The sequence below is a fragment of the Streptomyces sp. ICC4 genome (assembly GCF_003287915.1).
GTDB lineage: Bacteria > Actinomycetota > Actinomycetes > Streptomycetales > Streptomycetaceae > Streptomyces > Streptomyces tritrimontium.
Window position 1 is genome coordinate 5439336 of the sequence record NZ_CP030286.1, and the last position, 22228, is coordinate 5461563.

The following is a 22228-nucleotide window of genomic DNA, read 5'->3' on the forward strand; positions in this document are numbered from 1 at the left end:
GAAGGTGCGGGTCCCTTCGGCGGCGGACGCCGGGGCGAAGACCGGCGGGCGGGGGGCTGCGGCGGCGGGCCGTCTCCGTGCCCGCCGCGGCCGGCAGCCGCCGGCCCCGCCGCCTCGCCGCCCTCGCTTCCTTCGCCAACGTCCCCGTGCTCATGGTGACTTGAGAGCGGTCCGGACCGCAACGCGCCGGCCCGGGAGGGGTCCGAAGGGCTTCCGGCGCCTCACTCCGCGCCGAGGGCGGAGAGGATCTCCTCGGTGGTGGTGACCTTGCCCATGCGCGGGAAGATCTTGCCGAAGCTGTGGGCGTGGGAGTCCGGATCGGTGTCGGCCGTGGCGTCCTCGGCGAAGACGAGCTGGTAGCTGTTCTCCCAGGCGGTGCGGGCGGTGGACTCGACGCCGATGCTGGTGGAGATGCCGGCCAGGACGATGCGGTGGATGCCGCGCCGGCGGAGCTGGAGGTCGAGCTCGGTGCCGGTGAAGGCACCCCAGTGCCGCTTGGTGACGACGACGTCGCCGAGGGCCGCGAGTTCGGCGGGGATCTCGGAGAACGCGGCGGGCGGGGCCGCGGCCGGGCCGGGGCGGTCGACATCGGTGGTCGGCAGGTCCCCGCCGTCGGGCGACCAGGCGACCCGTACGAGGACCACGGGCAACTTCCGGGCGCGGAAGGCCTCGGCGAGCGCGATGCCCCGCTTGAGGACTTCGTCGGCGGGCCGGTTCGTGGGCAGGGCCAGGATGCCGCTCTGGAGGTCGATCAGGACCAGGGCGGTGTCGGTGTCGAGGGTCAGGCCGGTCATGGGCACCCCATTCCTTGCTCTTTTCGGCGGCCCCGGGACTCCGGCGGCCCGCGGTCAGGCTTCGGCGAGGCGCCGCAGCAGCGGGATCGCCTCGGCCACCGTCCGCCGCTCCTCGGGCGTGAGCCGCTCGGCCATCAGCTCGGCGAGGCGTCCGTGGCCGGCCTCCTTGCGCTCCCGCACGAAGTCCCGGCCGCGCTCGGTCAGTGCGATCACCTTCCGGCGGCCGTCGGTGGGATGTGCGGTGCTCACGACGTGTCCGGAGTTCCGCAGGCTGCCGACCGTGGCCGTCAGCGACTGGGGGCGGATCCTCTCGGCCTGCGCCAGGGCCGTCACCGTGGTGGGGCCGTCGCGGTCGAGGCGTTTGAGGACCGAGGCCTGCGAGAGGCTCACCCCGCTCCCCGCGGAGGCCATCCGCAGGTGCCGTACCAGCAGGCCGATCACCAGCTGAAGTTCCTCGGCCACGCCCTCAGGCGGTCGCTCCGCTCCCACGAACCGACCATAACGGACAAACAGGGTGACTGACAAGTTGGCCTTGGTATCTCTGGGCGCGCCAGCGCCCTCCCTCGCCGCCCGCACTTTCGGCCAGACCGGCCGCGGAAGTGGCCGAGTACCTCATGTCGCACGGGGCCCGAAGGGATATTTGCTGCACTCATCCAGATTCCTGGCCGCTAGGAGTTCTCGTGCTCGAAGACGTGGCCGCCCTCGCCATGACAGGGGCGACGACCGTGGTGGCGGCAATGGCCACCGACGCCTGGACGACGGCGCGCGCCCGGGTGGCCCGCCTGTTCCGGCACGCCGGTACGGATCAACAGGCGGCCATCGAGGCGCAGATGGACGGGCACGCCGCGCTGGTGGCCCGGTCCGGCGACACCGAAGGCGCCCGGCAGGACCTGGTGCCCGTCTGGCGGCTGCAACTCGCCGCCTTCCTGCGCGAACACCCCGACGCGGCGGAGGAACTGCAGCAGCTGCTGGACGAGGTCCGGGCCGAACTGCCGCCGGCGCGGCAGGTCTGGCAGCAGACGAACACCGCACGCGACAACGGCCGCGTCTTCGCCGCGCTGGGCGGCAACGTGATCGTGCACCAGGGACCCGCGGAACCGCCGGCTCCCCCTCGGCCCGCCGCCGGTACGGAGACCGAGGACGCCGGGTGACTCCGTCCGCGTCCCCGGAACCGGCAGGGGTCCGGCAGGTCGTCCACGTCGAGAACGGTTTCGGGTACGGCTGCGTCGGCGCGGACATCCACGTCTTCGGCGACGGCCGGCCGGTGTACCTGCTGTTCGGACACCGGCCGGCGACCGACGCGCGATCGCCCTGGCTGCGGGCGCAGCCCAGCCGGATGCTCGACGCGCGCACGGAGGTCGTCGGCTTCACCGGCCGCGCCGCCGAGTCGGCGGAGCTGGCCGCGTGGCGGGACGCGGACGCCCGGTTCGCGGTGCGGTGGCTGCACGGGGAGGGAGGCCAGGGCAAGACACGGCTGGCGAACCTGCTCGCCGCCGAGTCCCGGCGCGCGGGGTGGAAGGTCGTGAGCGCCGTGCACGGCTCGGACGCCCACCCGCCGGCGGAGGGCAGCCAGGACCTGCGCCCGGACGGGCACGAGGGCGTGCTGCTGCTGGTGGACTACGCGGACCGCTGGCCCCTCTCGGACCTGAGCTGGCTGTTCCACAACCGGCTGCTGCGCCGGCCGGTCCCGGTGAGGGTCCTGCTGATCGGCCGGTCGGCGAGCGGCTGGCCCGCGCTGCGGGGCAAGCTCGACCAGCTCCGGGAGGGCATCGACACCTCCGACCTGTACCTGGCTCCGCTGCCCGACGACGGCAGCGCGCGGGACCGGATGTTCACCGCCGCACGCGACTGCTTCGCCGTCCACTACCCGGACGTCACCGATCCGCGCGCGATCGCTCCCCCGGGCCCCTTGAACACCCCGGGCTTCGGGCTGACGCTGGTGGTCCACATGGCCGCGCTCGTCGCCGTGGACGCGGCGGCCCGCGGCCGCCGCCCGCCCGGCGACGTGGTCGGCCTCACCGTCTACCTGCTGGACCGGGAGCACGAGAACTGGCGGCAGCTGTACGAGAACTCCGGGCGCGGCCTCGATTTCCGCACGTCCGACGCCGTGATGGCGCGCGCGGTGTTCGCCGCGATCCTCGCCGGGCCCGCCGACCGCCAGGCCGCCCTCGGGGTCCTCGAACTGCTCATGCCGCGGGCCCCCGCCGAGCGGATCCTCCTCGACCACGCCGTCTGCTACCCGCCCACCGACCCGGCCCGGGCCAACACCCTCGAACCCCTGCTGCCCGATCGGCTCGCCGAGGACTTCCTCGCCCTCATGCTGCCCGGCAGCCCGGTGTCCGGGCATCCGACGGACACGTGGGCGGCCGCCGTCCCGGCAGCCCTGCTCCGCCGCGGCCAGGACGGCGCGGCGCCGCCCTGGGCCCCCCGTACGCTCGCCTACCTCGCGGCCGCCGCCGACCGCTGGCCCCATGTGGGGGACGGCCACCTGTACCCCGTGGTGCGGGCCGACCCCCGGCTCGCGCTGGACGCGGGCTCGGCCGCCCTGACCGCGCTCGCCCGGATCGGGGAAGGGGAGTTGGCGGACGGGGACCTGCTGGGCGTCCTCGAGTCGATCGACACCGTGCTGCCCGGCCTGCGCCACGTCGACCTCGACCCGGGCATCGCCTCCGTCGCCGAGCGGCTCACCGCCCGGCGGCTCGCCGACGCCGATGACCACGGCGACCAGGCCGTTCTGCTCAGCCGGCTCGCCACGCGGTACGACCACGCCGGCCTGGTCGGCAAGGCCGTGGCGTCCGCCGACGAATCCGCCAGGATCTTCCGCCGACTGGCGGCGGTCGACCCGGACGCCAACCTGGCCGGCCTGGGCGGCACGCTGACCCACCTCGGCGGCTACCTCTCCGCGCGGGGCCGCCGCGCCGAGGCGCTGGCGACGGCCGAGGAGGCCGCCGGGATCTTCCGGCAGCTGGTGGCCGCCGATCCGGCCCGCCACCTGCCCGGTCTGTCCGGGGCCCTGGTCAATCTGGGCAGCCTGCTCTCCGCACAGGGAGAGCAGGAACGGGCTCTGCGGGTCACTCTGGAGGCGACGGCGATCCTGATGCGGCTGGCCGACACCGAACCGGCGGCCCACTTGCTCCCCCTGGCCACGACCCTGGACAACCTCGGCCGCGTGTTCTCCGACCTGGGGCGGCCGGAGGATTCCCTGAAGGCCTCCGAGCAGGCCGTCACCCTCTTCCGGCTCATCGTCGAGAGGAACTCCGCCGCCTGCCTGCCCGACCTCGCCAGGGCGCTGCACCACCGGGGGCACTGGCTGTCGCAACTCGGGCGCCGGGAGGAGGCGCTGCGGGCCGTGCGGGAGGCGGTCGCCATCGACAGGCGGCTGGCCGCCTCCAACCCCGGTGCCCACCAGGCCCACCTCGCCGCGTCGCTCGACAACCTCGGCGCGTACCTGATCGGCACGGAGCGCCCCGACGAGGCGGTCCCGGCGTTCGAGGAAGCCGTCGCCCTCTTCCGGCGCCTGGCCGAAGCCAACCCCGGTGCCCGCGAGCCCGATCTCGCCAAGGCCCTGGGCAACCTCAGTGCCGGGTACGCCCGCCTGGGACGGCTGGCCGAGGCCCTGTCCGCCCTCCGGGAGGGCACGGGCATCGGCCGCCGGCTGGCCGCCGCGGATCCGCGCGCCCACCTCCTCGACCTCGCCCGCGCGGTGGACAACCTGGTCGTCCTGCTCACCGCCTTGGATCTCCCCGAGGTCCTGCCCGCCCTCCAGGAGGCCGTCGCGGTCCGCAGGCGGCTGGCCCAGACCGACCCCGGGGCGCACCGGGCCGAGCTCGCCAAGGCCCTCGCGGGAATGGCCGGCCGGCGGGCCGCCGATCCCGGCGGGCTTCCCCACGCGCGGGCGGCGCTGGAGGAAGCGGCCTTCCTCCTCCTGGACTTGGCCGCGCGCGAGCCGCGGACGTACGCGGGGGACCTGCGCGGCGTCCTGGTCGGCTACGCCGCCGTGCTGGGCAGGCTCGGCCTCACGGCGCGAGCGGACGGGATCCGACAGGTGCTCACGACCGCGGCGACCCTCCAGGACGTGCACCATGCCCTGGTCGGGCCCGCGGGCCCCGCCTCCGGCTCATGAAAAAGGTCCCGCCGGTCCTTCACAGGACCGGCGGGACCGTTGTGCGGTGTCAGGTGGTGCGGGTCAGGCGATGGTGATGAAGCGGGCGATGCTCGGTATGCCCTGGGCGTCGAGGGCGAAGAGCATGTAGGTGCCCGGCAGGACCACACCGGTGTCGGCGGGTACGGACACCGTGTACGTGCCGGCTCCCGCGGGCGTCGACACGAGGGGCACCCGTCGCTGGTCGTTGTCGGTCGAGTGGGTCGCGGCCGCCGCCCGTACCAGGACGAAGGACGAGACCGGAGCCTGAGTGGTCACCGTGAGCGCCGTACCGGGGGCCGTCCTGGCGGGTACGTTGCCGGTGATGACCGGACGCGGCTTCGGCGTTCCGTCCGCGTTGAGCAGGTAGGGCGGGGTGAAGATGGCCCCGTCCGCGTGGTTGGTCGCGCACTCGCCGCACAGGCCGCCGCCGCCGGAGAAGATCCGTCCGTCGGGCAGCAGGTTGGCCACGCTGTGGTAGTTGCGCGGGATCGCCATGGTGGCGAGCGGGGTGAAGACGCCGGTGGCCGGGTCCCAGACCTCGGGGGTCAGGACGGAGGTCGCGTCGCTGAACGGCACCGGGACGGCCTGGCCGCCGAAGACGACCACCTTGCCGTCGGGCATGACGACGCTGTTGCTGAAGCCGCGGGCGTTGCCCATGTCGCCGGTACGGGCGGCCTGCACCTGGCTTCCCGTGATGTTCACGGTGTAGGCGCGCGGCGTGGCGGGGGTGTTCTCGTAGGCGGGCGAGCCGCCGAGCGTGAGCAGCTTGCCGATGTCGTAGGCGACGGCGTTGCCGGTCATCGCGTCCGGGCTGTCGGCCCGGGTGCCGGCGGCGGTGATGCTGCCCTGGCCGCTGGTCGTGATCCAGTTCATCTGCTTGCTCGGGCCGAGCTGGAGCACCTTGCCGCCCGCGGTGGCGTAGAGCCACATGTGGTTGTCGGCGCGGTAGGCGCCGGCCGGGTCGGCGGTCATGGCCGTGACGGCCGAGACGCCCGGGAGCTTGCGCCAGGTGCGGGTGTCCGGGGACCAGACCTCGCCGGCCTTGTCGCCCGGGGTTCCGCTCCAGGATCCGCCCAGGACGAAGGCCTCACCGGTGGAGAGGAGCGTCATCGCCTGGTAGCCGCGGGCGATGTTCATGCTGGTGGTGGAGGACCACGCGTCGGTGGCGGGGTCGTAGATGCTGGCCTTCTCCGCGTTGCTGCCCCCGGTGACGAGGACGCGGCCGTCGGCCAGCATGGCTATGCCGGGGCAGAACATGTCGTGGCCGGTGTTGTCGATGCGGCGCTGGGTGACCTTGCCCGTCTTCAGGTCCAGGATCGCGGTCTGGGTGTAGCCGTTGCTGCCGCCGAAGCGGTCGACCGCGTACGCCGACCAGGCGAGGAGCTTGTCGCCCGGCAGGACGGCGGTGGCCACGGGGACCAGCGGGAAGCCGGTGATCTGGCTCCAGGATCCGTGGAGGGCCGGGCTGGCCGGTCCGCTCAGCCGTATCTCGGCGGCCGAGGTCCACGGGCCGCGGTTGCCGGCCTCGGAGGTCACGGTCAGGCGGACGAAGCGGACGTTCTCGGTGCGGATGAACGTCGCGGTCTTGACCGTGTTGTCGTCCTTCCAGGTGCCGACGGCGACCGGCGAGCCGAACGTGGTGCCGTTCGTGCTGGTGGTGATGGTGTATCCGCCGGCCCGACCGTTGACCCCGCTCGCGCGGGAGTGGTAGACGAGCGCGGAGACCGCCGCCGTGCGGTGCATGTCGATGGTGATGGTGTGCGGCAGCGGAGCCGGGGTGCCCGCATAGCGGCTGTGCCACATGGTGTTGGCGTCGCCGTCGAGCACGTTGACGGCGCGGCCGTTCTCGCCGGCCGTCTCCTCGTCGCTCGCCGCGGCCGTCCAGCCGGTCCGGGGCAGGTCGACGGTGGCCGCCGGGGTTCCGGGGTCGCCGAGCAGGTTGATCTCGGCGGCGGAGGTCCAGGGACCTCGGTTGCCGGCCTCGGTGGCCGCCGTCAGCCGGATGAACCGGGCGCCGGTCGGGGCGAATCCGAGCGTCTTGGTGGCGGCGTCGTCCGCGAGCGTGCCGGTGGCCACCGGGTTGCCCCAGTTCTGTCCGTCCGTGCTGACGCTGATGCTGTACTCACCGATGCGCCCGTTGGCCCAGGCGATGGTGCGCGGCACGTAGACGAGCGCGGAGACCACCGCCGTGCGGTGCATGTCGATCGTGATGGTGTGCGGCAGCGGAGCGGCCGGGGCCGTCCACCGGCTGTGCCACATGGTGTTGACGTCGCCGTCGAGCACGTTGACGGCGCGGCCGTTCTCGCCGGCCGTCTCCTCGTCGCTCGCCGCGGCCGTCCAACCGGCCCGGTCGAGAACCGGAGCCGTGGGTTCCATCGCACCCGCCGGTGCGATGCCGTGGTGCGGTGACTGCACCGCCGCCTTCCCGTCGCCGGCCACGGGTGTGGGCCGGGGCGCCGGGGCGCGGACCGCCGCGGCCGGGCTCGCGACCCCCAGCCACGGCGTGAAGCCGAGGAGGAGCGAGCCGAGGCCGAAGGCTATGAGCAGCCGCGATCGGCGTAGCACGCGGGAAAAGGCGAGGAAGCGCCTGGACTGCAATCTGACCTCCTGGAGCGAACTTGTACGCCCCAGAACATAGGTCAGTACGGCGACAACCCGCCAAAAATAAAGCAGGGTTGAAGCCAAACCGTATCATCGGCCCGGATATGTCCGGCTAGATCGGCACATTGCCGTCGGCCGCGAACGCGCCGCCGTGACCGGGCACGATCAGGTCCGCCGCGGCCAGCACCCGCAGCCGGGAAGCGCGCAGCACATCGCGGTCCGGGGCCACCGGGTCGTCGGCCGGTCCGGCCGAGTGCCACCACAGGTCGCCGGCGAACGCCACCACGCCCGTGTCCGTGCCGGCCAGCAGGGTGATGTCCTCGAGGCTGTGGCCCGGCGTGCGGATCAGCCGCAGCGACGGCGTGAGCTCGTGGCCCTCCGCGTCCCGGTTCTCCCACTGGTCGCCCTGGTACTCGACCTTGTGGTCGTGGACCCGGGCCCGGGTGAACAGGCCCGCGTTCATGGTGTTGTCCGGGTGGTGGTGGCTGAGCACGACGTCGGTGATGTCGTCGGGGCCGAGGCCGAGTTCCGCGAGCGGGCCGAGGATGTCCTCGCGGCTGGCCACCATGCCCGGGTCGAAGATCACGTGCCGGCCGCCGTCGGAGACGTAGGAGACGGTGGCGGCGACGCCGGGGCCGGTGGAGCCGACGTAGCCGGTGGTCAGGATCGTGTACACGGCGCTGCGGCCGAGCGGCGCGTCGGTGCGGAGGTGCTGCGCGGTGAGCGTCGCGGCGGCCGGGGCGGTGAGCGTCGCGGCGGCCGGGGCGGTGAGCGTCGCGGCGGCCGGGGCGGTGAGCGTCGCGGTGGCCTGCGCGGTGAGCGTCGCGGTGGCCTGCGCGGTGAGCGTCGCGGCGGCCGGGGCGGTGTTGTTCTTCGTGTTCGTCATGGCTGCGATCCTTCCGCGCCGGTCCACCGCCCACGAGTGGCACACCTGCCAGTGATCGCAGGATTCGTGCCACCGTGTCAGACTGCCCCCGTGCCGCCCTTCACGACCGTCGCCGCGTACGTCCCGCCCGGTGTCGGCATGCTCGCCGTGGGCATCGTCACCGAGGTCTTCGGCCCCCACGGACAGGGGCTGCCCGGCTTCGACTTCGCCCTGTGCGCCGACCGGCCCGGGCCGGTCCCCACCGACATCGGCGTGCCGCTCGCCATCGCGCACGGCCTCGACCGGCTGGCCGCCGCCGATCTCGTGATCGCCCTGCCCGGGGCCGGTTTCCGCACCCCGCCCGGCCCCGCCGTACTCGGCGCGCTGGCGGCCGCGCACGAGGGCGGCGCGCTCGTCGCGGCCCACTGCGTCGGCACCTTCGCGCTCGCCGAAGCCGGGCTGCTCGACGGGCGGCGGGCCACCACCCACTGGCGGTTCGCCGAACTGCTGGCCGGCCGCCACCCGGAGGTCACCGTCGAGCCCGACGCCCTCTACATCGACGAAGGACGGATCATCACGGGTGCCGGAGCCGCCGCCGGCTTCGACCTGTGCCTGCACCTGCTGCGGCGGGAACACGGAGCGGCGATGGCCAACGCCGTCGCCCGGGACATGGTGCTGCCCTCCCACCGCGACGGCGGACAGGCCCAGTACCTGGCCGCCCCCGTCCCCGAGGACTGCGAGGACGAGCGCCTCTCCGAGGTGCTGGCCTGGGCCCGCGAGCACCTCCACGAGCCGCTGCCCGTCGCGGAACTGGCCCGGCGCGCCGTGATGAGCAAGCGGTCCTTCGCCCGCCGCTTCACCGCCGCCACCGGCACCACCCCGCACGCCTGGCTGCGCAACCTGCGACTGAGCGGCGCCGAGGAGCTCCTGGAGAGCACGGACCTGCCCGTCGAGGAGATCGCCCGCCGGGTCGGCTACGGGAGCGCCGCCGTCCTGCGCGACCAGGGGCGCGGGGCGCCGGGTGATTCCGGCCCGGTCGGCCGGCGCCCACCAGTCGCGCAGCCGGCCCCGCCCGTCGTAGCGCGAGCCCTTGCTGTCGAAGGCGTGCGACATCTCGTGGCCGATGATCGAGCCGAGCACCGCGAAGTTGCGGGCGCGGCAGACGAGGTTTCGGCCGGTGTCGGGGGCGCGGAGATGTGTATGAGAGAGAGGATCGGGCCGGGACCGGGCTGGGCCGGCCCGCCCTTGGCGGTCGGCCGAGCCCGGTCCAGGTCCGATCCCATCCGAGCATCCGAGCATCCGAGGAGAGCACGTCATGCACCGCCACCAGGAGCGTACGAAGCCCCGCGGCGGCTGGGGCGTCGTCGCCCTGGTCGCCCTCAGCGGCACGTTCCTCCTGACCAACGGCCTCGACGCGAGCGGCGGCCCGCCCCAGCCGGCCCGCGCATCCGCCCTGGTCAGCGACCCGGTCCACGACGCGGCCGCCCGCCGCCTGCCGCCGGCCCCGGAGCCCCTGAAGCCCTCTCCGCCGACCCGGATCCGGGTGCCCTCCGTACGGGTCGACGCCCCCGTCACCCGCGTCGGCCTCGACGCCGAGGGCTGGGTGGACGCCCCGCCGCCGCAGGACGCGAACCTGGCCGGCTGGTACGACGGCTCCCCCGCCCCGGGCGCACGGGGCACGACCGTGATCGACGGCCACGTGGACAACGAGCAGGGCCCGGCCGTCTTCTACCGCCTCGGCTCGGTCGAACGGGGCCAGCGCGTCGAGGTGGACCGGCAGGACGGCCGCACCGCCGTGTTCACGGTGTACGGCATCGAGGTCGTCGGGAAGGACGGCTTCCCCGCCGAGCGCGTCTACGGCCCCAAGGGCGCGCCGGAGCTGCGCGTGATCACCTGCGGCGGCGGCTTCTCGAAGAAGACGGGGTACGACGGGAACGTCGTCGTCTTCGCCCGCCTGACCGAAATCCGCTGACGGCCGCCCCCTAGGCTCGTCGCCATGACCGTACTGATCAACGTCTTCCTCTGCCTGCACATCATCGGGATCGCCTCGCTCCTCGGCGGCTTCCTGACCCAGATGAAGGCGATGGGCGCGGGCACCGCCCGCTTCGTGCCCGCGATGCTGCACGGCGCGCTGACGATGCTCGTCACCGGCGTACTGCTGGTCGGCTTCCGCGAGATGGACGGCGGTACCGTCAACAACGTCAAGGTCGGCGTGAAGCTCGCGATCCTCTTCGTGATCCTGGCCCTCGTGTACGTCAAGCGCGACGAGGAGCGGGTGGAGAAGGCGCTGTTCGGCGCGGTCGGCGGGCTCACCGTGGTCAACATCTTCATCGCGGTCCTCTGGCGCTGACACGCGCCGACACCTGACGACCATCGGCGGCCAACGGGCGGCCATCTCCGGTCGCGTCCGGCCACTTGCGGTCATCCCGTCATCTGCCCGTTACCTTCGGGTCTAGCGTCCTCCTCCAAGCACCGACAGAGGAAGGACGTGAGGCCCTCGTGGCCAGTCATCGAAAGCCCAGGCAGCGCCCGCTCGCCGGCACCGCCGCACGGAGCACCGTACGCACCACGGCCGCCACCCTCGCCCTCGCGGGCGCTGCCACCGCCACCGCGCTCGAAGGCACCTCCCACGCCGACCCCCAGCCGACGCCCTCGCAGGTCAAGGCCGATGTGGACCGGCTGTACGAGGAGGCCGAGGCCGCGACCGAGCGGTACAACGGGGCGAAGGAGAAGGCGGACGAGGCGCAGCTCTCCCTCACCGGGCTGCAGGGCGAGACCGCCCGCAAGACGGACCAGCTCAACAGCGCGCGCAGCACGCTCGGTTCGATGGCCGCGACCCAGTACCGCAGCGGGACCCTGGGCGCCGCCGTACAGCTGGCGATGTCCGACGATCCGCAGGAGTACCTGGACCGGGCCGCCCTCATCACCCGCGCCGGGAACCGCAACGCCGCCGAGCTCGCGACGATGCGCCGCAGGCTCGACGAGGTCGGGAAGCTCGAGGAGCAGGCCTCCGGCCGCCTCGCCGACCTGCGCGCCCGGCAGGGCGAACTCGCCGGCCACAAGGCCGAGATCGAGGAGAAACTGACCGCCGCCCAGCGGCTGCTGGCCAAGCTCACCGCCGAGGAGCGCGCGGCCTACGAGGCCGGCCCGGCCGTCGCGCGGACGCCGGCTCCGCCCTCCGACGGCTCCCGCGCCGCCCGTGCGGTGGCGTTCGCGTACGGGGCGATCGGCAAGCCGTACGTGTGGGGCGCGACGGGGCCGGGATCCTTCGACTGCTCGGGGCTGACCCAGGCGGCCTGGCGCGCGGCCGGGGTGTCGCTGCCGCGCACCACGTACACCCAGATCAATGCCGGACAGCGGATCTCCCGCGATCAGCTGGCCCCCGGCGACCTGGTGTTCTTCTACTCCGGGGTCACCCACGTGGGCCTGTACATCGGCAACGGCCAGATGATCCACGCCCCGCGCCCCGGTTCCACGGTCCGCCTCGCCCCGGTGGACTCGATGCCCTGGGCCGGCGCCTCGCGGCCGGCGTAGCCGCGGCTACGGGGCCTTGACCGTCTTGGTCAGCCACTCGAAGGTCTGCGGCAGCTGCTTCGACCACGTGTCGAGGTTGTGGCCCCCGGTCACCTTCTCCGCGTGCACCACCGTCGGGCTCTGCGCGAGCGCCTTGAGGTCCGTGCCGGACAGGTAGCCGTCCTGCTCGGCCCCCGACATCCACAGCGAGACCGCCGGGGGCGTGGGCGCGGCCTTGAGCAGGTACTTCAGATTGTGGGTGCGGCGCAGCTCCGGGTCCTGGGCGACCAGCGACGAGGGCTCCTGGCCCGGGTCGTTGTATCCGGACAGGGAGACGGCCGCGCTGTAGCGGTCGGGGTGGTTGATCGCCAGCTTGGCGGCGCAGTACGCGCCGGCCGAGTACCCGGCCACGCCCCAGGAACTGGCGTCCTGCGACACCCGGAAGTTGTCGGCGACCATCTTGCGGACGTCGACGCTGAACCAGCTGTCGGCGTTGACCTTGCCGGGGATGTTGGCGCAGCCGGTGTCGGCGTTGCCGAGCAGCATGGCGCGCGGCGAGACCAGGATGAACGGCTGCACCTTGCCGCTCTTCATGAGCGGCTCCAGGATCTCGTGGGCCTTCAGCCCCTGGAACCAGGACTTGCCCGTCCCGGGTATGCCCGGTATCAGCTCGACGACGGGGAACTTCTTGTCCTTGAAGGCCGGGTCGTCGTACTGCGGCGGCAGCCAGACCAGGACGTCGCCCTTGACGCCGGAGATCTTGCCGTCGAGCTCGGTCTTCTTGACCCGGCCGCCGAGCCCGTCGACCGGCTGGAACTCCTGGAGCACCTTCGGCTCGGCCTTGACCTCCGCGGCCTTCTTCCCGCCGAGCCCGTCGGGGCCGAGGTCGGGGGCGGCGGTGACGTACTTGCCGGTGCCGAGCAGATCGCCCCAGGTGGCGTAGAAGTTCATGTCCCGGTTGATCGCGATGAACACCAGCGCGACGGCCATGACCTGGGCGAAGAGCATCATCGCGGTACGGGTGGCGACGCGTACGGCGGCGGGGCCGCGCACCTTGCTCCACACGGCCAGCGGCAGGAGGACGGCGCACGCCGTCAGGGCGATCGCCGTCGCGAAGAGGGGGGTCCCCGTCAAACTCATCACGGACGGTAGAGGGGTCCGCGGCGTCCCGGGGTTCCCGGGACGGGCTGCGGTGTGGATCACAGGCCTTCCGGCCCGTGATCCACTTCCCGATCAGACCAGCCGGCGGGCCGTCGCCCAGCGGGTGAGCTCGTGTCGGTTCGAGAGCTGCAGCTTCCTCAGGACGGCCGAGACGTGCGACTCCACGGTCTTCACCGAGATGAAGAGCTGCTTGGCGATCTCCTTGTACGCGTACCCGCGCGCGATGAGCCGCAGCACCTCGCGCTCGCGCTGGGTGAGGCGGTCCAGGTCCTCGTCGACCGGCGGGGCGTCCGTGGAGGCGAAGGCGTCGAGCACGAAGCCCGCCAGCCGCGGCGAGAACACCGCGTCCCCGTCCTGGACCCGGAAGACCGAGTCGACCAGGTCGGTGCCGGTGATCGTCTTGGTGACGTAGCCGCGGGCGCCACCGCGGATGACCCCGATGACGTCCTCGGCGGCGTCCGACACCGACAGGGCCAGGAAGCGCACCGGGTCCTCGACGGCCCCCATCAGCGGGGCGCAGCGGCGCAGCACCTCGACACCGCCGCCGCCGGGCAGGTGCACGTCGAGGAGCACCACCTCGGGCCGGGTGGCGGTGATGACGGTGACGGCCTGGTCCACGTCGGCGGCTTCGCCGACGACCTCGACGCCCGTCCGGTCGGTCTCGCCGATCTCGGCCTGGACTCCCGTGCGGAACATCCGGTGGTCGTCGACGAGCACCACCCGGACCCTCCTGGTCACCGGGCCGGTGCCCGCGTTGCCGCCGGTGCCCGCGTTGCCGCCGGTGCTCGCGTTGTCCTCGGTCATGCTGCCTTCGCCGCCCTCTCCATCTCCAGCTCGACTTCCGTGCCGCCGTCGGGCGCGGACCGCAGCCGCGCGGTCCCGCCGTTGCGCTGCATCCGGCCGATGATCGATTCTCGTACGCCCATCCGGTCGTCCGGCACCGCGTCCATGTCGAAGCCCGGTCCGCGGTCCCGCACGGACACGAACACCGTCTGGCCCTCCACCTCCGCATAGACCTGGACGGGGCCGCCGTCGCCACCGTACTTGGCGGCGTTGACCATCGCCTCGCGCGCTGCCTGCATCTGTGCGCTCAGCTTCTCGTCGAGGGGGCAGTCGCCGACGACGACCACCTCGATCTGGACCCCGTGGTGGTCCTCGACCTCGGCGGCGGTCCGCTTCACCGCCTCGGCCAGCGTGCTCGGCTCCTCGGCCTCGTCCTTGCCGGTGCCCTCGGGCTTGTACAGCCAGTTGCGCAGCTCCCGCTCCTGGGCCCGCGCGAGGCGGCGCACCTCTCCTGCATCCGCGGCGTTGCGCTGGATCAGGGTGAGGGTGTGCAGCACGGAGTCGTGGACGTGGGCGGCCACCTCGGCGCGCTCCTGGGCGCGGATGCGCATCAGGCGCTCCTCGGAGAGGTCCTGGGTCATCCGGATCAGCCAGGGTCCGGCGAGGAGGGCGACGCCGACGAGGACGGCGAGGGTGGCGGTCAGCACGTTGCCCAGCTGGGCGGCGGAGCCGCGGACGACGAGGAAGACGGTCAGGCCGACCCCGACCAGGGCGACGCCCGCGAGGGCGCGGGCGATCTGCAGCAGCCGCGCGTGCCGGCCGGCGGCGGCGTTCCAGTGGGCGCGCCGCGCGTTGTCGGCCTGGCGCCAGACGAGGACCACACCGGCCCCGACGAGCAGCGTCGGCCACACGTAGCGCCCGGAGGTGCCGCCCACCTGGACCTTGGAGATGAAGATGCCGGCGCCGACGCACAGGGCGATCAGCGCGGTGATCTGGCCCCGCTCGGGCTTGCGCAGCCGGCGCGTGCCGTCGGGGAGGGTGTCGAAGTAGGAGCGGTGGCCGCTGCGGCCGCCGACACCGAGCGGTACGAAGACCCAGAACGCGGCGTAGAGCAGTATGCCGAGGCCGTCGCCCCACATGAACAGGCCGAGGAAGACGAGCCGGACCCAGACGACGGGCACCCCGAGGTGTCCGGCGAGGCCGCGCGCGACACCGCCGAGCATCCGGCCGTCGGCGCTGCGGTAGAGCTTGCGCTGCGGCGTCTCGTCGGATTCCGGTGCGTACGGCGGACGGGGGGCGGTTGCTACGGGCATGTCATCGATGGTCACACGTGCGCGGCGCCCGGGGCATCAGGGCAGCCCCCCAGTTCTCTCCGGGGGATATCAGGGTTGTCCCAGGGTGGATCCGGATGCCCGCGGCTTCGGCGGACCGTCACCATGTACCCATGACCGAAGTAGACGATTCCCCTCCGCCGCCGGGCGCGGGGGGCGGTGTGGGCGCCGCGGGCGGCCCGCCGCCCGCCGAGCCTCCTCCCCCGCGCCTGCGCCGCGCCAAGCGGGACAAGGTGCTCGCCGGCGTGTGCGGCGGCCTGGGCCGGTACTTCGGCCTCGACCCGGTGATCTTCCGGATCGTGCTCGGCGTCCTCGCGGTGACGGGCGGGGTCGGTCTGATCTTCTACGGATTCGCGTGGCTGCTGCTGCCCCAGGAGGGCGACGAGGACAGCGAGGCGAAGAAGCTGCTCACGGGGCGGGTCGAAGGCGCGACGCTGGCGGCGGTGTTCGCCGCGCTGGTGGGCTGCGCCCTGTTCCTGTCGATGCTGGACAACGGCGGGCTGGCGGCCTTCTCCGTCCTGGCCGTCCTGGCACTGGGCGGCGGGGCCTACTGGTCGCAGCATCACCGCGGCACCCTCGCGCCGCCCCCGCAGGACAAGGCGGCCGGGGCCCCGGCGGGCGCGGAGTTCGTGTGGCCGGAGGCCACGCGCACCGGGCACCGGACGGCACACAGCCCGGCCCCGCCCGAGACCCAGGCGCCGCCCGCGCCCGGCGGCCCGTCATGGTGGCGGGACCCGCTGGTCAAGGACGGCACGACCGGGCCCTCGGGCTCGACCGGGTACTTGTGGGGTCCGGCCGATCCGGCGGGGGACGACCTCGACGATCCGGCGGCGGCCCCCGCCGGGGGCCGGGCGGAGACGGTGCGGCGCGGCGGCATCGGCGGGCGGGTGTTCGTGCTGGCACTGCTGTCCGGGGCGGCCGGCGCCGCCTCGGTCTGGGAGGGCAGCACCCTCAGCCACGCGCTGCAGGTCGGCTTCGCGTGCGCCCTCGCGGTCTTCGGCCTCGGGCTGGCGGTCAGCTCGGTCAAGGGCCGCACCGGCTTCGGCACCGTGCTGCTCGCGGTGGTCACGGCCGGGCTCCTGGCCGGTTCGGCGGTCCTGCCCAAGGAGATCGGCACCGACTGGCGCGATGTGAACTGGCGGCCGGCCTCGGTGGACGCCGTGGCGCCGCGCTACGAGGCGGGGACCGGGCTCGCCACCTTGGACCTGAGCCATCTGGACGTGCCCAAGGGCGCCACCGTGCCCGTCCACGCCTCCATCGAGGCGGGCCGGCTCCGGGTGATCCTGCCGAGGGAGGTCACCGCGCGAACGGAGGCCACCGTGAAGCTGGGCGACATCCAGATGCCCGGCGACGCCCAGGAGGCGATACGCGTGCGGCGCGGCGGCGAGACCCGCCGCGAGACCCTGCCGCCCACCCCGGGCACCGAGGCGGGCGGGACGATCGATCTGCATCTGAACGCGGGTGTGGGACAGGTGGAGGTTTCCCGTGCGGCGTCATGAGTTCCAGCCGGGGCGGCTGATCGCGGGCCTGGTCCTGATGGCCGCCGGTGTCCTCTACCTCCTCGGCGCGGCCGGTCAGGCCGACCCGCCGTGGTTCTTCGTCCTGATGATGACGGCGGGCGGGCTCGCGTTCGCCGCCGTCGTCGGCCTGGTGACCTATGCCGTGCGCCGCGACAGGCGCGACCGGATCACCGAGTCCAGCGAGAGGTAGGGCGCCCCTGCGAGGACCAGCGGGGTCCAGGCCACCAGGTACACCAGATCGTTGCCGTAGTAGTACGGGGTCACCGCCCAGGAGACGGTGAGCCACAGGCTGAGCGAGATCAGCGCCCCGCCGACGGCCGCGATCCGGGTCAGGAGACCCGCCAGGACGCCCAAGCCGACGAGGAGTTCCCCGATCGCCAGGGCGACGGCGAAGCCCACGGGCGCCTTGAGCGCCAGGTCCACCATGGCCGGTACCGCCGAGGTGTCGCGCACCCCGCGCATCAGCTCGCCGATGGAGCCGTCGCCGGTGGCGGAGAGGAACGCGGAGTCTGTCAGCTTGTCCAGGCCGGCGTAGACGAAGGTCACGCCGAGGAAGATCCGCAAGGGCAGGAGCGCGTGGCGGGCCGCGAGTGCGCGCAGGCCCACAGGTGCGTCGGCGCGGGCGCCGGAGAGGACGTCAGTTCGGGTCACGCGACATGTGTACCCAATTCATTCGGCCACGTCGATGGTGCAGCGGTTGGATTCCACTCCGGCGGCGGTGACCACTTGGACCTCGATCCGCCCGGGTTCCACTTCGGCGGGCACCGGCACGGTCAGCACCGCGTCGGATGGGTTGGTGAAGCCGCCCGCCACCGGGACCAGCGGCACGTGCACGTGCACCGCCCCGACCCGGACCACCAGCCGCGCCAGCATCTCCGGTGTCTGCGCGCCCGGCGGCACGAAGCCCACGCCCCGGATCTCGATGTCGTCCCCGGGGCGGATGGCCGCGTCCAGGTCCCCGGGCTCCCGTCTGCGCACCACCGACAGCACCAGCGGGCGGCTGCCCTCGGCGTACTTCGCCGCCAGGTACACGGCCGCCGAAAGGGCCACCAGCAGCGCGAGCGCCCACGGGAGCTGCGGCAGCCGGTCCGGGAAGCGGGCCAGCGACACCGCCGCGAAGCCCAGTACCACCGTGGAGACCAGGACGTACTGGGCGTCCGGGAAGGAGCCCCGGCCCGCGTCGTCCGTCAGCAGGTCGGCCCCGGTCGGGCGGTCCGCCGGCAGCTTCTGCAGCCGCTGCCCCATGATCCGTACGGAGACCACCCGGCGCACCACCACCGCGACCGCCGAGGTCAGCGCGAGCACCGCCAGCAGCGGCAGCGCCCGGTCGAGCGCGAGCCCCGCGTACAGGGCCTGCCGCTCGGGGCCCGGCGAGGAGGCCGCGAGCCGCAGCGCGGGCAGCAGCGTGGCGAACGCGGTGAGCACGAGCCAGGCGCTCGGCACCACCTTCGAGGTGGACAGCCGGTTGTCCTCGCCGACCAGCGGGGCCAGCAGCCCGCCCCGGACGGTCTGCGCCCGGGCCGCCACGGTCAGCAGGGCGGCCAGCGTGAGGGCGGCCAGCAGCCCGGCGGTGCGGGCCGTGGACCAGCCGGTGCCGAGCGCGGTGCCGACCTGGACCAGCAGCAGCACCCCGGCGGCGATCCACACGGCGAGCACGGCCCGCCGCGAGAGCAGGTACAGCCAGGAGTGCCCGGCCTCCCTGCCCCGGTCGGCGACCGTGCGCGCGGACAGGGTCAGTTCGTCGGACACCCACTGCCGGGACGCCCCGGCGGAGCGGGCGACGGCGGCGGGCAGCCCCTGCCCGGCGGCGAACTCGTCGCGCTTCTCCAGGAACGCGGCGACGGCCCGGCGGTGCCCCTCCCGTGTGCAGTCATCGCAGGCACAGGCCGCGGTATGGGTACTTCTGGACATCTCTTGGACAGCCACGAGCGTGCCGCCTCTCTGAACTTCGGTGCAATGCCAGCGAATTGTGCACCACTGCGGCAGTGCTCCGGATTGCGCACGATGTCAGAGCAGGTGATTAACCGTTCATGATGTTGACGCCACCGCTTCCAGCAGGGGCTGGCAGTTCGCCCAGGCCGCCAGATCGGACCCGAACCGCTCGCGCGTGGCGACCGCGCTGTGGTGGCTGATGAGCACCGCCTTGCCCGCCGCCCGGGCGATCAGCTGCACCTGCGCGGCCCGTTCCGCCGCGATGAACCACCAGGCCGCGGCGTCCACGGAGTCCCCGACGGTCAGCAGCCCCTGGTTGCGCAGGACCAGCGCCTTGTAGGGGCCCAGCGCGCCCGCGATCCGCTCGGCGTCCTCGCCGCCCGCGTACTCGTCGAGCAGCGCGTGGTCCTCGTAGAAGGCGCAGGCCTCTTGGGTGACGGGGGCGATCAGCTCGCCGAGGGCGGCGAGCGCCCGGCCGTACGGGGCCTGCGTGCGGACGACGGCCACCACCTGCGGCCGGGCCCGGTGGACGGCGGCGTGCACGGCGAAGGCCAGCTGGTTGACCCGTCGCTCCCCCTGCCGGACCCGCCCCTGCCCGTCGACCAGCAGCAGGTCCTCGGGGCCGAGCGCGGCGAAGGCCCGGCCGAAGGGGTTGACCCAGTAGCAGTCCTCGAACTCCGGGTCCCGGGCGCTGACGTGGCCGCCCACCCCGTCCTCGTAGCCGAGCCGCCCCAGCAGCCGCAACGCCCCGGCGAGCCGCTGCTTGCGGTGCGCGCGCTCCTCCGCGGCGGTGGCGAACACGGGCGGCATCTCGAAGCCCAGCCGCTCGACGGGCACGGGTGCGGGAACGGGCTGCTCGGCCATGGCGCCTCCTTCAAGGTCGCGGCGCAAGGTACCGGCGACCGGGCGAAGAGGCCATACACGCGGCGAGGCCGCCGCTCCCGGGCGGGAGCGGCGGCCTCGTCACGTCTTTCTGGAACCGCTACCGGCGGTCGGGTGGGACTACTCCCACTCGATGGTGCCCGGGGGTTTGCTCGTGCAGTCCAGGACCACGCGGTTGACGTCCGGGACCTCGTTGGTGATGCGGGTGGAGATCCGCGCGAGCACCTCGTACGGCATGCGCGTCCAGTCCGCGGTCATCGCGTCCTCGGAGGAGACGGGGCGCAGCACGATCGGGTGGCCGTAGGTGCGGCCGTCGCCCTGGACGCCGACGCTGCGGACGTCCGCGAGCAGGACGACCGGGCACTGCCAGATCTCGCGGTCCAGGCCGGCCGCGGTCAGCTCGTGGCGGGCGATGGCGTCGGCCTCGCGGAGCAGGTCCAGACGCTCCTTGGTGACCTCGCCGACGATGCGGATGCCGAGGCCGGGGCCCGGGAAGGGCTGGCGCTGGACGATCTCGGCGGGCAGGCCGAGCTCCTGGCCGACCATCCGGACCTCGTCCTTGAACAGCTGGCGCAGCGGCTCGACGAGCTCGAACTCGATGTCGTCGGGGAGCCCGCCCACGTTGTGGTGGGACTTGATGTTCGCGGTGCCGGTGCCGCCGCCGGACTCGACGACGTCCGGGTACAGGGTGCCCTGGACGAGGAAGGCGACCGCCGGGCCGTCCTCCTGGAGGATCTCGAGCTGCGCCTGCTCGAAGACGCGGATGAACTCGCGGCCGATGATCTTGCGCTTGGTCTCCGGGTCGGAGACGCCGGCCAGCGCGTTCAGGAAGCGCTCCTGCGCGTCGACGACCTTCAGCTGGACGCCGGTGGCCGCGACGAAGTCCTTCTCGACCTGCTCGGTCTCGCCCTTGCGCATCAGGCCGTGGTCGACGTAGACGCAGGTCAGCTGCGAGCCGATGGCCTTCTGCACGAGGGCCGCGGCGACCGCCGAGTCCACGCCGCCGGAGAGGCCGCAGATGGCGCGCTTGTCGCCGACCTGCTCGCGGATGGCCGCGATCTGCTCCTCGACGATGTTGCCGGTGGTCCAGGTGGGGGCGAGGCCCGCGCCGCGGTAGAGGAAGTGCTCCAGGATCTGCTGGCCGTGCGTGGAGTGCATCACCTCGGGGTGGTACTGCACGCCGTACAGCTTCTTCTCGTCGTTCTCGAAGGCGGCGACCGGGACGACGTCGGTCGACGCGGTGACGGTGAAGCCCTCGGGCGCGGCGGAGCAGGCGTCTCCGTGGGACATCCACACCGACTGGTTCTCGGGGGTGCCCTCGAAGAGGGTGGAGCCGGCCTTGGAGACGGCCAGCGGGGTGCGGCCGTACTCGCGGGCGCCGGTGTTGTCGACCGTGCCGCCGAGGGTGACCGCCATCAGCTGGAAGCCGTAGCACATGCCGAAGACGGGAACGCCGGCCTCGAAGATCGCGCCGTCGAGCTGGGGGGCGCCCTCGTCGTAGACGGAGGACGGGCCGCCGGAGAGGATGATCGCCTTGGGGTTCTTGGCGAGCATCTCCGCCACGGGCATCGAGCTGGACACGATCTCGGAGTAGACCCGTGCCTCGCGGACGCGGCGGGCGATGAGCTGGGCGTACTGGGCGCCGAAGTCGACGACGAGAACCGTGTCCGGGGCGCTGTCGTGGGCGGCGGAGGGTGCTTCTGGCACGGGGCGGCCTTCCGGCGGAAGAGGTGGCTGTTTTGTCGATTCTAACGGGGCACCTACACCCCTCTTCGTCTCACCATCCGAATGCAGTTGGCCCGGAGGGGGACAGAGGGTAATAATCCGTTCCATGCGCAAGCAGCTGAGCTTCCTCTTTACCTATGGCACCGGCCGGTCCGGTCGCCATGGGTCCTCGTGATGCTCGCTTGAGCCGCTGACTTCCCAGAGCGCCCCGGTCCGACAGGACCGGGGCGCTCTGGCGTTCCGCGGACCTGCCGGGCCACACCCGACAGGAGACCCGCCATGACCGCCATGACCACCGCCGCTGCCACCGCCACTGCCAGCGCCCCCGCCACCGCCCCCGAGCTGCTGATCGCCGACTCCCGCGAGCGGATCGACGCCCTCGACGACCGGATCATCGGCCTGATCCAGGAACGGATGGCCGTCTCGGCCGTCATCCAGGAGGCCCGCATCGGCTCGGGCGGGCGCCGCGTGCACCTGTCCCGGGAGATGGAGGTCCTGGGTCACTGGAGCGACGCCCTCGGCAAGCCCGGCACCTCGCTCGCCATGACCCTGCTGGAGCTGTGCCGGGGCCGGGTGTGAGGCCGTGACGCGTGTTCGTCACCCGTCCGGGCCGTGACCGCCCCCGGGACCCTTCGTTGATGCGGATGTCCGTGCCAGCCAGGCGCGGGACCGCGACACCACGCGTGGCTCCGCCGGAGCGATGAGGTGTGCGCCCCGTGGAGCGCACGCCGTGGGACCTCGCTCCTTCGCGTGACCGGACGGCAGGGGACAGCAGCCCGGTCACCCAATAAAGACGGCCGGCCCAGGGGACGCCCCGGGCCGGCCGTTCTTGTGTCCGCGCCGCCTCGCCCCGGCGCCCCCTCGGTTCCGGTCCCGCGCGCTTCGGCACGTGACGGATGCCACAGACCGGCGGATCGGATTCCGGTACAACCTTCAGGGCCGAACACCTGTCACTTAGGTACCGCGGCGGGTTCGGC

Annotated in this window: 19 protein-coding genes and 2 pseudogenes; 9 read left to right on the forward strand and 12 right to left on the reverse strand. The window is 73.2% G+C overall.

Features of this window, described 5'->3' with window-relative positions:
* Nucleotides 1-221 precede the first annotated feature (221 nt).
* Both DRB89_RS25395 and DRB89_RS25400 read right to left on the reverse strand, forming a co-directional pair.
* Complete coding sequence (locus tag DRB89_RS25395) at nucleotides 222-794, reverse strand: hydrolase (RefSeq protein ID WP_112449437.1); 573 nt, start codon at nucleotides 792-794, stop codon at nucleotides 222-224.
* Between the two features lie 54 nt (nucleotides 795-848).
* Nucleotides 849-1256, reverse strand: coding sequence for a MarR family transcriptional regulator (locus DRB89_RS25400; RefSeq protein ID WP_112449438.1), 408 nt, complete (start codon nucleotides 1254-1256; stop codon nucleotides 849-851).
* Nucleotides 1257-1474: 218 nt separating this feature from the next.
* Between DRB89_RS25400 and DRB89_RS25405 the strand changes: the two genes are divergently transcribed.
* Nucleotides 1475-1945, forward strand: a complete 471-nt coding sequence (locus tag DRB89_RS25405; RefSeq protein WP_112449439.1) for a hypothetical protein — start codon at nucleotides 1475-1477, stop codon at nucleotides 1943-1945.
* Nucleotides 1942-4917: a tetratricopeptide repeat protein gene (locus DRB89_RS25410; protein WP_112449440.1), complete on the forward strand. Its 2976-nt coding sequence runs from the start codon at nucleotides 1942-1944 to the stop codon at nucleotides 4915-4917. Before DRB89_RS25405 ends, DRB89_RS25410 begins: the two co-directional genes overlap by 4 nt.
* Before the next feature lie 63 nt (nucleotides 4918-4980).
* Here DRB89_RS25410 and DRB89_RS25415 read toward each other — a convergent pair whose 3' ends face one another.
* Together DRB89_RS25415 and DRB89_RS25420 are read right to left on the reverse strand one after the other, a co-directional pair.
* A complete protein-coding gene (locus DRB89_RS25415) occupies nucleotides 4981-7536 on the reverse strand; it encodes a discoidin domain-containing protein (RefSeq protein WP_239516333.1) in 2556 nt (851 codons plus the stop codon).
* A gap of 115 nt (nucleotides 7537-7651) precedes the next feature.
* Nucleotides 7652-8215: an MBL fold metallo-hydrolase gene (locus tag DRB89_RS25420; RefSeq protein WP_112449441.1), complete on the reverse strand. Its 564-nt coding sequence runs from the start codon at nucleotides 8213-8215 to the stop codon at nucleotides 7652-7654.
* Between the two features lie 348 nt (nucleotides 8216-8563).
* On the opposite strand from DRB89_RS25420, the pseudogene DRB89_RS25425 reads away from it, so the two are divergent.
* Nucleotides 8564-9409, forward strand: a pseudogene (locus DRB89_RS25425) (helix-turn-helix domain-containing protein); the annotation flags it as partial.
* Between the two features lie 54 nt (nucleotides 9410-9463).
* On the opposite strand, the pseudogene DRB89_RS46385 reads toward DRB89_RS25425, so the two are convergent.
* Nucleotides 9464-9721: pseudogene (locus DRB89_RS46385) on the reverse strand (M13-type metalloendopeptidase); the annotation flags it as partial.
* Here DRB89_RS46385 and DRB89_RS25435 point away from each other — a divergent pair.
* The 3 genes from DRB89_RS25435 to DRB89_RS25445 all read left to right on the forward strand — a co-directional run bounded on the left by DRB89_RS25435 (nucleotide 9720) and on the right by DRB89_RS25445 (nucleotide 11938).
* Nucleotides 9720-10376 carry a class F sortase gene (locus DRB89_RS25435; RefSeq protein ID WP_112450334.1) on the forward strand — a complete coding sequence of 219 codons (657 nt, stop codon included), beginning with the start codon at nucleotides 9720-9722 and terminating at the stop codon, nucleotides 10374-10376. The pseudogene DRB89_RS46385 and the gene DRB89_RS25435 overlap by 2 nt on opposite strands.
* 24 nt (nucleotides 10377-10400) lie before the next feature.
* Entirely contained in the window at nucleotides 10401-10754 is a 354-nt protein-coding gene (locus tag DRB89_RS25440; RefSeq protein ID WP_112450335.1) for a hypothetical protein, read from the forward strand.
* 149 nt (nucleotides 10755-10903) lie between these two features.
* Nucleotides 10904-11938 (forward strand): C40 family peptidase, encoded by a 1035-nt coding sequence (locus DRB89_RS25445; protein ID WP_112450336.1) that lies wholly within the window; start codon nucleotides 10904-10906, stop codon nucleotides 11936-11938.
* Between the two features lie 6 nt (nucleotides 11939-11944).
* Here the strand turns inward: DRB89_RS25445 and DRB89_RS25450 are convergent, their stop codons facing one another.
* The 3 genes from DRB89_RS25450 to DRB89_RS25460 all read right to left on the reverse strand — a co-directional run bounded on the left by DRB89_RS25450 (nucleotide 11945) and on the right by DRB89_RS25460 (nucleotide 15174).
* Complete coding sequence (locus DRB89_RS25450; RefSeq protein ID WP_112450337.1) at nucleotides 11945-13057, reverse strand: alpha/beta hydrolase-fold protein; 1113 nt, start codon at nucleotides 13055-13057, stop codon at nucleotides 11945-11947.
* A 93-nt stretch (nucleotides 13058-13150) separates the two neighbouring features.
* Nucleotides 13151-13882, reverse strand: a complete 732-nt coding sequence (locus DRB89_RS25455; RefSeq protein ID WP_275432022.1) for a response regulator transcription factor — start codon at nucleotides 13880-13882, stop codon at nucleotides 13151-13153.
* Nucleotides 13879-15174 carry an ATP-binding protein gene (locus DRB89_RS25460; protein ID WP_112453672.1) on the reverse strand — a complete coding sequence of 432 codons (1296 nt, stop codon included), beginning with the start codon at nucleotides 15172-15174 and terminating at the stop codon, nucleotides 13879-13881. The genes DRB89_RS25455 and DRB89_RS25460 overlap by 4 nt, the downstream gene beginning before the upstream one ends.
* Before the next feature lie 131 nt (nucleotides 15175-15305).
* On the opposite strand from DRB89_RS25460, the gene DRB89_RS25465 reads away from it, so the two are divergent.
* Together DRB89_RS25465 and DRB89_RS25470 are read left to right on the forward strand one after the other, a co-directional pair.
* On the forward strand, nucleotides 15306-16691 hold the full coding sequence (locus DRB89_RS25465; RefSeq protein WP_239516334.1) for a PspC domain-containing protein: 1386 nt from the start codon (nucleotides 15306-15308) through the stop codon (nucleotides 16689-16691).
* Nucleotides 16678-16902 carry a hypothetical protein gene (locus DRB89_RS25470; protein ID WP_112450339.1) on the forward strand — a complete coding sequence of 75 codons (225 nt, stop codon included), beginning with the start codon at nucleotides 16678-16680 and terminating at the stop codon, nucleotides 16900-16902. Before DRB89_RS25465 ends, DRB89_RS25470 begins: the two co-directional genes overlap by 14 nt.
* Here the strand turns inward: DRB89_RS25470 and DRB89_RS25475 are convergent.
* The 4 genes from DRB89_RS25475 to guaA form a co-directional block, all read right to left on the reverse strand.
* Complete coding sequence (locus DRB89_RS25475) at nucleotides 16848-17318, reverse strand: DoxX family protein (RefSeq protein WP_112453671.1); 471 nt, start codon at nucleotides 17316-17318, stop codon at nucleotides 16848-16850. The genes DRB89_RS25470 and DRB89_RS25475 overlap by 55 nt on opposite strands.
* Before the next feature lie 63 nt (nucleotides 17319-17381).
* Nucleotides 17382-18638 (reverse strand): hypothetical protein, encoded by a 1257-nt coding sequence (locus DRB89_RS25480; protein WP_204357806.1) that lies wholly within the window; start codon nucleotides 18636-18638, stop codon nucleotides 17382-17384.
* A 102-nt stretch (nucleotides 18639-18740) separates the two neighbouring features.
* Nucleotides 18741-19508 (reverse strand): class II aldolase/adducin family protein, encoded by a 768-nt coding sequence (locus DRB89_RS25485; RefSeq protein WP_112450341.1) that lies wholly within the window; start codon nucleotides 19506-19508, stop codon nucleotides 18741-18743.
* A 138-nt stretch (nucleotides 19509-19646) separates the two neighbouring features.
* Nucleotides 19647-21233, reverse strand: a complete 1587-nt coding sequence (gene guaA / locus DRB89_RS25490; RefSeq protein WP_112450342.1) for a glutamine-hydrolyzing GMP synthase — start codon at nucleotides 21231-21233, stop codon at nucleotides 19647-19649.
* A gap of 306 nt (nucleotides 21234-21539) precedes the next feature.
* On the opposite strand from guaA, the gene DRB89_RS25495 reads away from it, so the two are divergent.
* On the forward strand, nucleotides 21540-21830 hold the full coding sequence (locus DRB89_RS25495) for a chorismate mutase (protein WP_112453673.1): 291 nt from the start codon (nucleotides 21540-21542) through the stop codon (nucleotides 21828-21830).
* The last annotated feature ends 398 nt before the right edge of the window (nucleotides 21831-22228 follow it).

Excerpts from the sequence above, each read along its gene's own strand:
- DRB89_RS25455 (WP_275432022.1), bottom strand. The coding sequence starts at position 13,882 with ATGACCGAGGACAACGCGAGCACCGGCGGCAACGCGGGCACCGGCGGC.
- DRB89_RS25435 (WP_112450334.1), top strand. The coding sequence starts at position 9,720 with ATGCACCGCCACCAGGAGCGTACGAAGCCCCGCGGCGGCTGGGGCGTC.
- DRB89_RS25440 (WP_112450335.1), top strand. The coding sequence starts at position 10,401 with ATGACCGTACTGATCAACGTCTTCCTCTGCCTGCACATCATCGGGATC.
- DRB89_RS25495 (WP_112453673.1), top strand. The coding sequence starts at position 21,540 with ATGACCACCGCCGCTGCCACCGCCACTGCCAGCGCCCCCGCCACCGCC.
- DRB89_RS25395 (WP_112449437.1), bottom strand. The coding sequence starts at position 794 with ATGACCGGCCTGACCCTCGACACCGACACCGCCCTGGTCCTGATCGAC.
- DRB89_RS25460 (WP_112453672.1), bottom strand. The coding sequence starts at position 15,174 with ATGCCCGTAGCAACCGCCCCCCGTCCGCCGTACGCACCGGAATCCGAC.
- DRB89_RS25450 (WP_112450337.1), bottom strand. The coding sequence starts at position 13,057 with ATGAGTTTGACGGGGACCCCCCTCTTCGCGACGGCGATCGCCCTGACG.
- DRB89_RS25485 (WP_112450341.1), bottom strand. The coding sequence starts at position 19,508 with ATGGCCGAGCAGCCCGTTCCCGCACCCGTGCCCGTCGAGCGGCTGGGC.
- DRB89_RS25465 (WP_239516334.1), top strand. The coding sequence starts at position 15,306 with ATGACCGAAGTAGACGATTCCCCTCCGCCGCCGGGCGCGGGGGGCGGT.